Genomic DNA, 14,097 nt, shown 5'->3' with positions numbered 1-14,097 from the left:
TATATGAGGAGGTGAATACCAAGGATTATTCAAATATAATGAAAACATTTTTAGGAGGGGAATTACTTGAAGCGTAAAAGAAAAAATGGTTGGTTTCGTCTAGTAAGTATGGCTATGATTGCTTTCTTAATCGTGCCAATGATGTTTCCTAGCATCAGCTCTGCTAGTAATAAAGGTGTAAATACCTCTGTAGCAAAGTCAGCTAGTGAAGTAGCAGAAAACAAAATAAGCAAAACATTAACGAAAGAATTTAAAAAAGAAGAACAAGTAACATTTTTAGTGAAATTCAAAGAAAAAGCTGATCCTCAAAAATCAGCACAAAAAGCAGAAAAAGCTGCAGCTGCTCAAAAACAGTCTGCTGCTCAAGCAAAATATATGAAACGCTCAGCTATTGTTTCAGATATGAGAACAGTGGCAATTGAATCACAAGATACTGTGCTTTCTTACCTTGAAAAACAAGAAAAGAAAGGAAACGCCAAAGAAGTTCAATCTTTCTTTATCGTAAATGCGGTTGCTGTTACAGCGACTAAAGATGTAATGGAACAACTCGCCACTTTCCCTGAAGTGGAAAAAATTCTACCAAATGAAACAAGAAAGCTACATACACCAACGGTAGAAGAGCAAGCAAAAGCGGAAGAAGCTGGTAAGATCAATAATATTGAATGGAATATTGATCATATCGGAGCACCTGCTGTGTGGGAAATGGGCATAGACGGTTCAGGTACAGTTGTCGCTTCCATTGACACAGGTGTTCAATGGAATCACCCAGCATTAAAAGAGAAATATCGTGGGTATGATCCTGCTAATCCAGAATCACCAGATCATGAGTACAATTTCTTCGACGCTGTGAGTGGCAATGAAGAATCTTATGATGACCACGGTCACGGTACACATGTAACGGGTACTATGGTTGGTTCTGAGCCAGACGGTGGCAACCAAATTGGTGTTGCACCCGGCGCAGAATGGATTGCTGCTAAAGCATTAGATGCTGGCGGTAGCGGTTCTGATGCTCAATTAATTGCAGCTGGTGAGTGGATTTTAGCTCCTACAGATGCTGAAGGTAATCCAAACCCAGCAATGGCGCCAGATGTGGTTAACAATTCATGGGGCGGCGGTCCTGGAATCGATGATTGGTATAGAGAAGTAGTTCAAGCATGGCGTGCTGCTGAAATCTTCCCTGAATTCTCTGCAGGAAATACAACTTTATTTAATCCAGGTGGTCCTGGTTCAGTTGCGAATCCTGGTAACTTACCAGAAGCGTACACAACTGGAGCAACGGACATCAATGATAACCTAGGAAGCTTTTCATTATTAGGACCTTCCCCTTATGGAGGAATTATTAAACCAGATATTTCAGCTCCTGGTGTAAATATCCGCTCATCGGTACCTGGCAGTGGATATGAAGGTGGCTGGAACGGAACTTCCATGGCAGGTCCGCATGTTGCAGCTGTTGCAGCTCTTCTTCGACAAGTGAATGCAAGTTTAACTGTTGAAGATATGGAAGAAATTATTTCTTCTACTGCGATACCTTTAACAAATGAAACATATACAGAAGTACCTAACAATGGCTTCGGTAATGGATTAGTAAACGCTTACGATGCTGTTAACTCTATCTTAGATGGATTGGGGACAATTAAGGGTACTGTCGCTAAAGATGGCGAAGATGAAGAAGCGCCAACAGTAGAACATGAAGCAATTGAAGAAACTTATGCTGGTATGGATTTACCACTAGAAGTTTCAGCTGCTGACAATGTAAGTGTAACAAATGTAACCGTTGAATATACAGCTGCTGATGGAAGCACAAAAACAGTTACAGCTGCACGTGACAGTGGGGATTACAAATCTGGCACGTATAGTACAGTTATTCCAGGAGATGACATTGCTGAACCTTCTGTCTCCTATAAATTCATTGTGACTGACTTCGGTGGAAACACAGTTGAAAGTGACATGTATGAGGTATCTGTATTGCCTGGTATTACAGTTGGCTATTCAACAGACTTTGAATCAACTCCAGCTGGCTGGACTTCTTCTGGCGCCGCTAATAACTGGGAGTGGGGTGTACCGACTACAGGTCCTGAAAGTGCTTTCTCTGGAGAAAAAGTATTTGCAACTGGCTTAGACAGTCAATATGCAAGTAATGCAAACATGACACTTGTTATGCCTCCGATCGATTTACCAGAAGGAAATAGCTTTTTACAATTTAAACAATGGTATAACATTGAAAATAATTATGATTATGGCCATGTTTTCGTCTCAACAGACCAAGAAAATTGGACTCAACTTGCTAGATATACTAATCTTTCAAATGATTGGGTTGATGGCCAGGTTGATTTAAGTGAATATGCAGGTCAAAGAATTTATATCGGCTTTAACTTAACAACTGATGGTTCTGTCACCAGACCTGGTTGGTATATTGATGATGTTGCATTAACAGACACACCACTTGAAACTGCGAAAACTGGAAAAGTTACATTAGAAAAGAAAGATGCGAAAACTGAAGCAAAAAAAGACGCGAAACCAGTAAACGCTGATAAGATCCAACCTAATACTGAAAATGCTACAGTTGAAAAAGGATCTGACAAAAAAGCAACTCCTATGTCTTTACCACTTGGTGCAAAGGTGAGTGTCCTTGAATCAGGTAGATCTGTAAATACGAACCCTGCTGATGGTTCTTACCAATTAGTACACGCGGCTGGAGAATTTACTCTTTTAGCAGAAACATATGGATTTGCTTCAGAAACGCAAACCGTAAATGTTGAAGCAGATGGAGAAGCAGTTGCAAACTTCGTCTTAGATGAACTACCGCAAGGAACGATTAACGGTTCCGTAACAAATGAAAGAACTGGTGAACCAATTACTGGAGCAACTATCCTGCTTGTTGAGGATGCAAAAGTAACACCAGTTACAACAGATGAAAATGGTAACTATTCAATTACGGCTTATGAAGGCGAGTACACTCTACGTGTTATGGCTAACTCTTATTCAAGTAAAGATGTGACGGTCACACTTGATGAAGAAAACGTGGAAGTAAATATCGAACTAAAACCATTCATCGGTTTTGAAGGTGAAATTGGCTATGATGATGGTACAGCTGAAAACGCACGTGCATTCTATGATGCTGGCAATGGCTGGGGTGTTCGTATGAGTCTTGAAGAGGGTCAAGAATCTGCAATGGTTACTGGCGGTTTATTCCGATTCTGGGATACATCTTTTCCAACACCTGGTGGAACAGATTTCCAAGTTGCGATTTATGATGCAACAGACAATGGTACCCCTGGTGAAAAACTAGCTGGACCTATTGATGCAACAGCATTAAGAAATGGTGAATGGACACATGTCGATCTTGCCACTGAAGGTGTAACAGTAGATGGTGATTTCTTCATGGTTTATATTCAAACAGACCCTAACCCTAATGCTCCTGGATTAGGAACAGATGAGAATGGAGATAACGCTGGACGAAGCTTCCAATTAGTTGGTGGCGCTTGGTCAGCTTCACCTGCTGCTGAAGGAAACTATATGATTCGTGCGGTAGTAAACTATGAATTAACATCACCAACTATTACTTCCCCAGCTGATGGAAGTTATACTAATGAAGAAACAGTAACTGTGGAAGGTTCAACACAACCAAATGTGGATGTTAAAGTGTACAATGGTGATGAAGAAGCTGGAACAACAACTGCTAGTGCAGAGGGTGAATTCAGCTTAGATGTGGAATTAAATGAAGGTGAAAATGTCTTAACTGCGACTGGTGTAAGCGAGGTTGGTGAAACGGATCCTTCAGAGCCAGTGACAATTATATTAGATCAAGAAGCTCCAGCACTTGCTATTACTAGTCCTGAAGATGGTTCGAAAACTAATAAAGAAACAGTCACTGTGGAAGGTACAGTCTCTGATGACCACTTAGATACTGTTACAGTAAATGGCCAAAATGCGAATGTTTCTGATGGTACATTCTCTAAACGTATTTTATTAGATGAAGGTACGAACGAAATTACAGTGGTTGCCACTGACGAAGCGGGTAACACTTCGACTGAAACTGTAACAATTGAAGCCAAATACTCAAGCCTTGATATTGAAAACCTTCAACCAGGAGAAGATAGAGAATTAGCCGCTGGTCAAACAGTGAAAATTGAATTTGACAGCGAGCCAGGCTTAAAAGCAACATTTGCATTAAAAATGCCTTTAACAAACTTACGTGCGCAAACCACAAACGTTAATGACCTACCAATTATGGAAACATCTCCAGGTCATTATGTTGGTTATTATACTGCAACTTCTAATGTTGTAGCTCCTGGTGCAGAGATTGAAGTCACTGTTAAAGATAGCTTTGGGAATAAAGCGACTGAAATCGCTGAAGGAAAACTTTATATTAATGCACCAATAGATTAATTATTTTGCCCAAATTAAATAAAAAAAGGGAGATGCCTTTATTGGCATCCCCTCTTTTTATTTAGCAATTATCTAAAACAAGCAGCTCCAACGATGATTAAAAGGATGAATAATACAACGATCAGTGCAAAACCGCCACCGAAACCGCCACATCCGCCACCGTATCCGTAACCGCCATAACCGCAGCCTCCACCGTAACCATACATAAAAAGATCTCCTCCTATTTTTTATATTTACCCTTTATCCCAAAACCATTAGGTGATTAGCAGCAGCCACCGTATCCCCAAGAAGCTCCAATAATCACTAACAAAATAAATAAAACAACTAGGAGTGCAAAGCCTCCACCGTATCCAAATCCTTCTGACATTTGAATAACCTCCTTTATCTTGATTCTATATATCCTATTCAACTAACCTAATATGTGCGATAGTCAAATGCACATTTTTAGGGCAAATAACTATAGGCTTATCCAAGAGGAGTGTATTTTCTGTCTCTCGAACCCCTTCATCCAACTCTTACCGGTTAATATATAAATTGCTCGACTTTCTCTTCTGGTTTACGTTCTGAATGCCGGGCAAACCTATTTTGCGAAGCACTCATTTATCAATTTTCTTTTGAGTGAACTGCTAATTCTTTTTGCGAAGCACTCACTTCTCGAGTTCCTTCTGAATGACTTGCTAATCACTTTTGCGAGGCACTCACTCTTCGATTTCCTTCTGAGGGACTTGCTAATCACTTTTGCGAAGCACTCACTCTTCGGTTTCCTTCTGAGGGACTTGCTATTCCCTTTTACCAAGCACTCATTCATCGATTTCCTTCTGAGTGACCTGCTAATCACTTTTGCAAAGCACTCACTCTTCGGTTTCCTTCTGAGGGACCTGCTAATTCTTTTTGCGAAGCACTCACTCTTCGGTTTCCTTCTGAGGGACTTGCTAATCCCTTTTGCAAAGCACTCACTCTTCGGTTTCCTTTTGAGGGACTTGCTAATCCCTTTTGCAGAGCACTCACTCTTCGGTTTCCTTCTGAGGGACCTGCTAATCCCTTTTGCGAAGCACTCACTCTTCGGTTTCCTTCTGAATGACTTGCTAACCCCTTTTGCGAGGCACTCACTCTTCGGTTTCCTTCTGAGGGACTTGCTAATCCCTTTTGCAAAGCACTCACTCTTCGGTTTCCTTCTGAGGGACTTGCTAACCCCTTTTGCGAAGCACTCATTCACCGATTTTCTTCTGAGTGACCTGCAAATCCCTTTTGCGAAGCACTCACTCTTCGGTTTCCTTCTGAGGGACTTGCTAACCCCTTTTGCGAAGCGCTCATTTATCAATTTTCTTCTGAGTGAACTACTAATCCCTTTTGCAAAGCACTCACTCTTCGGTTTCCTTCTGAGGGACTTGCTAACCCCTTTTGCGAAGCACTCACTCTTCGGTTTCCTTCTGAGGGACTTGCTAATCCCTTTTGCAAAGCACTCACTCTTCGGTTTCCTTCTGAGGGACTTGCTAATCCCTTTTGCGAGGCACTCATTTATCAATTTTCTTCTGAGTGAACTGCTAATCCCTTTTACGAAGCACTCATTTATCAATTTTCTTTTGAGTGACCTGCTAATTCTTTTTGCGAAGCCACTCATTCATGGAGTTCCTTCTGAATGACTTGCTAATTCACTTTGCGAAGCACTCACTCTTCGGTTTCCTTCTGAATGACTTGCTAATTCTTTTTGCGAAGCACTCACTCCTAGTTTTCCTTCTGAGTGACCTGCTAACCCCTTTTGCGAAGCACTCACTCCTCGTTTTCCTTCTGAGTGACCTGCTAATCCCTTTTGCGAAGCACTCATTCATCGATTTCCTTCTGAATAGCGCATGTCCATTCTGCGCGGCTTTTCCTAATATTTCCATCCTCTCTTAATGCAGCGCATGTTTAATATTAAGCTAACAATATATAAGTTATGTATGCACCTATGAAGCTATCTTCCTTTTCTCCTGAGAACCGTGATTCTCCATATTGAGACGCTCCTTTTTTGCCCACCCCCTCTATCTCAGTGACTGAGACCACATTTTATGTGAACCAACATAAAAAGCCACAGAAACAAGAGCTGTGGCTTTCAGAGTGTAGACAAACTCCTTTTTCAAAAATTCATTTGAAGAAAAAGGAGCTTTGTTTCTTTTTTAGTTATATTGTTGTTGTTACGTAACAACAACATATATTGATGGGGTAGTAATTATAGAAAACGTTATTTAAGAATTTCTTTCCTTTGGCACAAGTTGATAAATTTCACCTGTTTCAAAACTATTCACTAATCGCCCTAGCCAATCATAATAATTTAGGGCCTCATGTAATTTTGTTACATCTTCACGAGCTGCTGCTAAAACCTCTTCTGGGGCATTTTCCTCTTCTATTAATAAATTGATTTCCTTTAATGATTTCTCGATTGCGGAAATATTCATGGAAATACTCGGTCTCCACTTCGTTGTAAAAAGATCAACAAAAGTTTGATGCCAATCTTCTTCAGCTTGATACTGATCTTTTCTTGACCCTTTTCTCCATACTTTTTCCACCATTTTTAATTCTAATAAATTTCTTACAGAGGTACTCATACTGGTTTTACTCATACCTAATTCTTCTTTCATTTCATCTAACGTCATTGGTTTTGCTTGAAAATATAATAAACCATATAACCTACCTACAGATGGTGTTATCCCGTAAAGATTCATATTTTGAGAAATGGTTTCAATTACTCTTTCTCTGGCTTTGTCTAACCTTTCTTCATACATTGTTTCATCATCACACCCATTTTTATTTCATTGATATTTATTATTGTTCATTATAGTTAACTAAAACTTGTCATGTCGAGAAATTTATAATTTTAGCTTATCATTTTTTCCTCCTATGTAAAGAAAGCACATCAATTGGAATATCGAGCATTCAAGAGCATTTATAAGAATTCACTGTATACAGTTCGTACAGTTTTTACTGTACAAACTATATTATAGAATATGCTCATATATGAACTTTGCTCTTATTTCTTTAAACTCCTACAATTAAGGAGGTCGTAATTCACAGGAAAATAGAACGAGGATTCATAATTAAGAATGATGGAAATTGTCTCATTTTGTAGTTTTTGTTACAAAATAATTAATAATATAACGGTTTGATTCCATATATTTCACAAAGTAGGTAAATACAAAAAGTACCTAATAAGAAAAAACCATTTTTTCATTCGAATATGATCCAAATCCTGTAAAAACAAACATATACAAGTTAAACGAGGTGAAACAATGGATGAGAGAGCAAAAAAAATTAGCGTGAGTCAAGTATCAAAAATATTTGGCAAAAACACTAAAAAGGCCACTCAACTGTTAAATGAGGGTCAAAGTAAAAATGAAATTCTTAAACAGACCGGTGCAACCATTGGTGTTAACCAAGCCAATTTTGATGTTTATGATAGTGAAATCTTCGTCATAATGGGACTTTCTGGTAGTGGTAAATCTACATTAGTAAGAACCCTCAACCGACTCATCGAACCAACAACTGGAGACATTTTTATTGATGGAAAGAACATTACAAAAATGTCCAAGGACGAACTAAGAGAAACTCGAAGAAAGAAAATAAGCATGGTTTTTCAAAAGTTTGCCCTACTCCCCCATCGTACCATTCTAGAAAATACAGAATATGGCTTAGAAATTCAAGGAATGGCCAAGGATAACCGTAAACAAAAAGCACTTGATGCATTAAAACTTGTTGGACTTGAAGGTTATGAGAATCAATATCCTGATCAACTAAGTGGTGGTATGCAACAGCGTGTTGGGTTAGCAAGAGCTTTAGCAAATGATACGGATATTTTATTAATGGATGAAGCTTTTAGCGCTCTTGACCCGTTAATTCGAAAAGATATGCAAGATGAACTCCTTGATTTACAAAGCTCGATGGCAAAAACGATTGTCTTCATTACACATGACTTAGATGAAGCGCTAAGAATCGGGGATAGAATTGCGTTGATGAAAGATGGTGCCATTGTACAAATTGGTACACCTGAAGAGATTCTGATGAACCCATCTAATCAATATGTTGAAAGATTCGTTGAAGATGTGGATTTATCGAAAGTACTTACAGCTCAACATGTAATGAAGAGAGCGGAAACCGTACAGGTAGATAAAGGGCCAAGAGTAGCCCTACAACTAATGAAGAAACTAGGTATTTCAAGTATTTATGCTGTTGATAAAAAGAAAAACATTCGCGGTATTGTCCATGCAACAGCAGCAAAAGAAGCAGTTGATTCAGGAAAAACCATCGAAGAGATATTAGATACAAGTTATCAAACAGTAACGGAAGATACCGTACTTACAGATCTCTTTGATATTGTTTCTACTGCCTCCATTCCTGTAGCTGTGGTAAACGAAAATGGCCGCTTGAACGGTATTCTCGTTCGTGGTGCGGTAATTGCTGCACTCGCAGGCAATAACGATGCCATTAATGATTTTGAACATGATACGAGTACAACTCAAGATCAATCTATTAAGGAGGTGTACTAATCATGGAAGAAAGCTTTATTCCTAAAATTCCCGTCGCTAGCTGGATAGATGCCTTTGTAGATTGGCTGACTGTTACTTTTGCGATTGTATTTGACGGTATTACAATTGCACTTGAAGCGATTGTAAATGGTATGAATACAGTGTTAATGGCTATCCCAGCATTGATTTTAATCATTATTTTAGCAATCCTCGCGTGGAAATTGACTAGCAAGGGCATTGCTCTTTTCACATTGATTGGACTGTTATTAATACAAAATCTCGGCTATTGGGAAGGTATGTTACAAACCCTATCCCTTGTCTTAACATCGGTTATTATTACCGTCATTATTGGACTACCAATAGGTGTTTGGGCTTCACAAAAAAGAACTGTGCAACAAATTGTTACACCCATTCTTGACTTTATGCAGACTATGCCGGCATTCGTTTATTTAATTCCAGCTATATTCTTCTTTAGTATTGGGGTTGTACCAGGTGTAGTTGCCTCTGTTATTTTTGCCGTACCACCAACTATCCGTTTAACCATTCTTGGGATTCAACAAGTCCCTACCGATATTATTGAAGCAACTGAAGCTTTTGGATCAACTGTAAAACAACGATTACTAAAGGTACAACTACCGTTAGCAACACCTACGATTATGGCAGGTATAAACCAAAGTATTATGCTTTCTTTATCAATGGTTGTTATCGCATCAATGGTTGGTGCGCCAGGTTTAGGTGCGGATGTTTATCGTGCAGTAACACAGATTCAAATTGGTACAGGTTTTGAAGCAGGTCTTGCGATTGTCGTTATGGCTATTATCCTTGACAGGCTTACTCAAAATATAGGAAAGAAAAAAAACTAGGAGGACTTTAACATGAAGAAAAAATGGCTATCTTACTTAATGGTTCCAGCTGTCGCATTAGGCTTAGCAGCATGTGGATCAAATGAAACCGACGAAAATGCAACTGTAGGAGATCAGGTTGATCACGAAATTATCGGTATCGATCCTGGTGCAGGCATTATGAAGGCGGCAAATACAACACTTGAAGAATATGAATTAAGTGATTGGACTTTAGTTGAAGGCTCTAGTGCGGCAATGACAGCTTCATTGAAAAAGGCTTATAATGCTGAAGAACCTATTATTATTACAGGCTGGAGTCCACATTGGATGTTCTCACAATTTGATCTAAAATATTTAGAAGACCCTAAAGGTACTTTTGGAGAAGAGGAAAATATCAATACAATCGTTAGAAATGGTCTAGCTGAAGACAAACCAAGCGCTTATCAAGTATTAGATGCTTTCAATTGGACTGAAGAACACATGAATGATGTGATGGTGAAGATTTCGGAAGGACAAGATCCTGCAGAAGCAGCGGCTGAATGGGTTGAGAATAACCAAGACCTCGTATCTGAATGGACTGATGGTGTTGATTCAGTTGATGGTGAAAAACTTAGCTTAGGCTATGTTGCTTGGGATACTGAAATCGCAAGTACGAATGTTATCAGTAAAGTTTTGACTGATTTAGGTTACGATGTGAATATTAGTCAAGTTGAGGCGGGTCCAATGTGGACTGGTGTTGCTGAAGGTAGTCTTGATGCCCATGTTGCTGGATGGTTACCTTTAACTCATGCTGATTATTATGAGAAATTTGAAGGTAAATTTGAAGATCTAGGTTCTAACTTAGAAGGAACGAAATTAGGAATAGTTGTACCTGAATATATGGATATTGATTCTATTGAAGATTTAAAAACAGCTGAATAAATGAATGCAAAACAGCAGTGAGTTAAGGCTCACTGCTGTTTTTTTACCCACTATTACGCTTCTTTTTTATGATTTTCCGTTTTAATATCCATACCTAATTGCTCAATGCTTTGTTTAATATTAGATTTGCCTGAGAAATTTTCGATTAATTCCTTAATATCCAAGCCTGACGATGCCTTCACAGATTCTTGCATTGTTGTCATTAAGTCAGTGGCATAGCCTGTCACTTTATTCGCTCCACCTTTTGCTCCACTACCAGTATCTACAACTGTAATTTTATCAATATTAGAAAGAGGACTTGCCACTTCTTTCGCATATGCTGGTAACATTTGAATAACCATATCCATAATCGCCGCATGCCCGTACTGCTCAAATGCCTCAGCGATTTTCCTTTTTGCTTCTGCTTCTGCTAAACCTTTCAAGCGTATAATTTCTGCTTCTGACTCACCTTGTGCCTTTTGTGCTTCTGCTTTGGCTAACCCATCTGCACGTACCCTTTCTGCTTCTGCACGCGCCTCTGATTCTATTCGATATTGATGCGCATCTGCTTGGGCAATTTGTTTCCGTTTTTCAGCTTCTGCTGACTGTTCCACTGAATAACGATCTGCGTCTGCCTTTTTCTTGACTTCGGAATCATACTGTCTTTCTCTTCGTAGTATTTCCTTTTCTTCTAATTCAATCGATTTCTGTCTTTCAATAATTTTTATTTGCATTTCTTGCTCTGTTACTTCTTGTTTAGCTCTCGCTGTTTCTAAATCATAGGCTTGGTCAGCACGTGCCTTAGCGATATCTTGATCACGACGATAATCCGCCATTTTCATTTGATTCTCTTTTTCTGCCTCAGCGATTTCCGTCGCTCTTTCTAATTCTGCTTTTTGTGCATCTTTATCGGCTTCTGCTCGCTTTATTCGCGTTTCTTTTTCTGCTTCTGCCGTAGCAATGTCTGCATCTCTTCTCACCTGGGCAATCCTCGGTTTACCTAATGAATCCAGATAGCCATTTTTATCTCTTACATCTTTGATAGTAAATGAAACGATAATTAAACCCATTTTCGCTAAGTCTTGTGAAGCGACACGCTGAACTTCTTGTGAAAATTTATCACGGTTTTTGTAAATTTCTTCAACTGTCATTGAACCAAGTATTGAGCGTAAATGACCTTCTAATACTTCTTTCGCTTCATTTTCACGATCTTCTTTCGTTTTACCTAAGAATTGTTCTGCCGCAGTCGCAATTTCACCAATCGAGCCACCAATCTTAATAATAGCCGTTCCATCTGCCATAACAGGTACACCTTGTTCGGTATATACTTCTGGAGTTGAGACTTCTAATTTGCTTGATAATAAGCTAAGAGGCTCTGCTTGCTGGAAAACAGGTAATACAAACGCTCCTCCACCCCGAATAATTTTAATACGATTACCTGCTTCATCAACATGTACATTCTTACTGCCCAAATAACTACCTGTCACAATTAAAGCTTCATCTGGTCCAGCAGTACGATATTTCGTAACAAAAATTCCTAATAGCGCAACAATTAAAACCGCTACAATTCCAATAACAATCCATATTAAAAGCATAAGTTTCTCCTCCTTTATATCTGTTCATGTGTCGTAACAATGACTCGACTTTCTTTTACCTCAATGACTAATACTTTTTCGCCATTAGCGATTGCCTGCCCATTAAGGCTTTCAGCTGTTTTAGAAATTCTACCTGAATAGCTCTCAATCAATACTTCACCATAGCCCTTTTCTGGGATTGGAATGATAATAACTCCTACCCGTCCCCTTAACGAGTCTTCTGAATAGACAAGCGATTCTTCAGCAGATGACATTGGAACAAGTATAAACACATTTAATAGTACGGAAAAAATAAAGGCAATAATTACAGAGATTAATGCAATGAGAATACTATTCAACGAAGTTAATACTTCAAATAAATAACCACTTGCTGATAAAAAGACGATAAAGGCAAGTATTAATATTGGATTAAGAAAAGGACTAGCTTCCTCTATTCCACCTAATACATCCCCAAAAAAGAATAAAAGAATAATTAGTACACCTGAGATAATCAACGCATACAAATACAGTGTTTCAACGGATAGGTTAAAAACTTCCATCATCATCATCCTTGTTTTCTATACTTTTCCTTTCTTTCACACAAATTCACACTCCCCCTCGTATAAAAATAGGTTGTAACATACATACGAATGAGCGGGCGATAGGTTTCAAATATTTCATTATTTGTCATGATTTTCTTCCATCTGAATATGTTGAATATAGAATAGGAGGGAACTGTTTGACACGTCAAGAAAGGAATAGAAAGCAACATTTTAATTTAGATAAATTACTGATTCTTCTCATAACACTTATGATTACTGCTATTACATCCCTTTACTTTTATAGTAGAAGTATCATTGTTATTGAAGCACCTAAGACTGATTATGGCGAGAAAATTGTTGTTCAACTACCTTCAGGACAAAAAGTGTTTACCTATGAAAAATTAGTAGTAAAGAAGGATGGTAAGCTAATATATCAAGGGGAACATCAAACAATCGCATTGACTGGTGGTAAAATTAAATATGAGGACTGGGATTGACAACAAGTGTCATCGTCATTTACGATAAGCAAAAATCATGAGAAAGGGGCATCAGAATGAGACAAGTGAGAAGAGCTTATCATACGATTAATGCTAAATTGGCATTAATGTTTAAGAAACAAAACAAGTTCTTTCATCCCAGCTTTCAAAAAATTGCTCATAGAGGTGCTGCCGGAACATGTCCAGAGAATACCATGATTGCTTTTGAGCGTGCGCTTCAATTAGGTGCTGACATGATTGAATTAGATATCCAGTTAACTAAAGACCGACAAATCGTTGTCATACATGATGCAACAATTGATCGAACTACAAATGGGACAGGTAAAGTATCTGATTATACATATGAAGAGTTATGCCAATTTGATGCCGGAAGTTGGTTCTCTCCAACATTCCAAGGTGAAAAAATTCCATTACTCAAAGATGTATTGAATAAATATTACAATCAGATAGGTGTTTTAATTGAATTAAAAAAGCCTGAAAAAAACCCAGGCATTGAAAGCTTACTACATTCTTTACTTATGCAATATTCTACTGATTCAATCATAATTCAGTCTTTCAACCTCGACTCACTAAGGAAGATAAAAACGCTCATGCCCTCGGTGAAATTGGCCTTATTAGTCAATTACCCCCTTCAAACTAAAGACATAAAAAGAATAGCACAGGAATTTGATTATGTGAGTTTGAAGTGGACAATGGTTAACAAAAAAGTGATGTCCGCAATAAAACAAGCTCAATTACGAACAATTATCTGGACAATTAATACTAAAAAACAATTAGCTAGTGTAAGGTGTTGGGATATAGACGCAATTGTCACTGATCATTTACAGTTATTAGCTAAAAGTGAGGAGTAAATA

General features: G+C 38.4%; 13 protein-coding genes and 1 pseudogene. 6 read left to right on the top strand and 8 right to left on the bottom strand.

The window, feature by feature from the left end; all coding sequences use genetic code 11:
- Nucleotides 1-66: 66 nt before the first annotated feature.
- The gene (locus MHI57_RS00155; protein ID WP_340974295.1) at nucleotides 67-4,389 is read left to right on the top strand and encodes a S8 family serine peptidase; all 4,323 of its coding nucleotides are present in this window, start codon (nucleotides 67-69) and stop codon (nucleotides 4,387-4,389) included.
- Between the two features lie 68 nt (nucleotides 4,390-4,457).
- Here MHI57_RS00155 and MHI57_RS00150 read toward each other — a convergent pair.
- The 6 genes and pseudogenes from MHI57_RS00150 to MHI57_RS00125 form a co-directional block, all read right to left on the bottom strand.
- Nucleotides 4,458-4,538, bottom strand: a pseudogene (locus MHI57_RS00150) (YjcZ family sporulation protein); the annotation flags it as partial.
- A gap of 113 nt (nucleotides 4,539-4,651) precedes the next feature.
- Nucleotides 4,652-4,756, bottom strand: coding sequence for a YjcZ family sporulation protein (locus tag MHI57_RS00145; RefSeq protein ID WP_095369741.1), 105 nt, complete (start codon nucleotides 4,754-4,756; stop codon nucleotides 4,652-4,654).
- A 467-nt stretch (nucleotides 4,757-5,223) separates the two neighbouring features.
- The gene (locus MHI57_RS00140) at nucleotides 5,224-5,601 is read right to left on the bottom strand and encodes a hypothetical protein (protein WP_340974293.1); all 378 of its coding nucleotides are present in this window, start codon (nucleotides 5,599-5,601) and stop codon (nucleotides 5,224-5,226) included.
- A 105-nt stretch (nucleotides 5,602-5,706) separates the two neighbouring features.
- Nucleotides 5,707-5,907: a hypothetical protein gene (locus MHI57_RS00135; RefSeq protein ID WP_340974292.1), complete on the bottom strand. Its 201-nt coding sequence runs from the start codon at nucleotides 5,905-5,907 to the stop codon at nucleotides 5,707-5,709.
- 103 nt (nucleotides 5,908-6,010) lie between these two features.
- Entirely contained in the window at nucleotides 6,011-6,214 is a 204-nt protein-coding gene (locus MHI57_RS00130) for a hypothetical protein (RefSeq protein WP_340974291.1), read from the bottom strand.
- A gap of 400 nt (nucleotides 6,215-6,614) precedes the next feature.
- Nucleotides 6,615-7,151 carry a GbsR/MarR family transcriptional regulator gene (locus MHI57_RS00125; RefSeq protein WP_095369743.1) on the bottom strand — a complete coding sequence of 179 codons (537 nt, stop codon included), beginning with the start codon at nucleotides 7,149-7,151 and terminating at the stop codon, nucleotides 6,615-6,617.
- A 504-nt stretch (nucleotides 7,152-7,655) separates the two neighbouring features.
- Between MHI57_RS00125 and MHI57_RS00120 the strand changes: the two genes are divergently transcribed.
- The 3 genes from MHI57_RS00120 to MHI57_RS00110 are packed head-to-tail and all read left to right on the top strand — an operon-like array spanning nucleotide 7,656 to nucleotide 10,651.
- The gene (locus MHI57_RS00120) at nucleotides 7,656-8,909 is read left to right on the top strand and encodes a quaternary amine ABC transporter ATP-binding protein (RefSeq protein WP_095369744.1); all 1,254 of its coding nucleotides are present in this window, start codon (nucleotides 7,656-7,658) and stop codon (nucleotides 8,907-8,909) included.
- 2 nt (nucleotides 8,910-8,911) lie between these two features.
- On the top strand, nucleotides 8,912-9,751 hold the full coding sequence (locus MHI57_RS00115; protein WP_340974286.1) for an ABC transporter permease: 840 nt from the start codon (nucleotides 8,912-8,914) through the stop codon (nucleotides 9,749-9,751).
- 12 nt (nucleotides 9,752-9,763) lie between these two features.
- Nucleotides 9,764-10,651, top strand: a complete 888-nt coding sequence (locus MHI57_RS00110; protein WP_307314735.1) for a glycine betaine ABC transporter substrate-binding protein — start codon at nucleotides 9,764-9,766, stop codon at nucleotides 10,649-10,651.
- A 53-nt stretch (nucleotides 10,652-10,704) separates the two neighbouring features.
- On the opposite strand, the gene MHI57_RS00105 is transcribed toward MHI57_RS00110, so the two are convergent.
- Together MHI57_RS00105 and MHI57_RS00100 are read right to left on the bottom strand one after the other, a co-directional pair.
- On the bottom strand, nucleotides 10,705-12,225 hold the full coding sequence (locus tag MHI57_RS00105) for a flotillin family protein (protein ID WP_095369747.1): 1,521 nt from the start codon (nucleotides 12,223-12,225) through the stop codon (nucleotides 10,705-10,707).
- 14 nt (nucleotides 12,226-12,239) lie between these two features.
- The gene (locus MHI57_RS00100; protein ID WP_322909186.1) at nucleotides 12,240-12,764 is read right to left on the bottom strand and encodes a hypothetical protein; all 525 of its coding nucleotides are present in this window, start codon (nucleotides 12,762-12,764) and stop codon (nucleotides 12,240-12,242) included.
- A 179-nt stretch (nucleotides 12,765-12,943) separates the two neighbouring features.
- Here MHI57_RS00100 and MHI57_RS00095 point away from each other — a divergent pair, with 179 nt between their 5' ends.
- Nucleotides 12,944-13,243 (top strand): hypothetical protein, encoded by a 300-nt coding sequence (locus tag MHI57_RS00095; protein WP_095369749.1) that lies wholly within the window; start codon nucleotides 12,944-12,946, stop codon nucleotides 13,241-13,243.
- Between the two features lie 56 nt (nucleotides 13,244-13,299).
- Nucleotides 13,300-14,094 (top strand): glycerophosphodiester phosphodiesterase, encoded by a 795-nt coding sequence (locus tag MHI57_RS00090; RefSeq protein ID WP_095369750.1) that lies wholly within the window; start codon nucleotides 13,300-13,302, stop codon nucleotides 14,092-14,094.
- Nucleotides 14,095-14,097 lie beyond the last annotated feature (3 nt).

Origin of the sequence: Cytobacillus sp. FSL K6-0129, from assembly GCF_038007625.1 — a bacterium.
Taxonomy (GTDB): domain Bacteria; phylum Bacillota; class Bacilli; order Bacillales; family Cytobacillaceae; genus Cytobacillus; species Cytobacillus kochii.
Note: the sequence above shows the minus strand (reverse complement) of the source record. Positions and strands in the feature narration are given on the sequence as shown.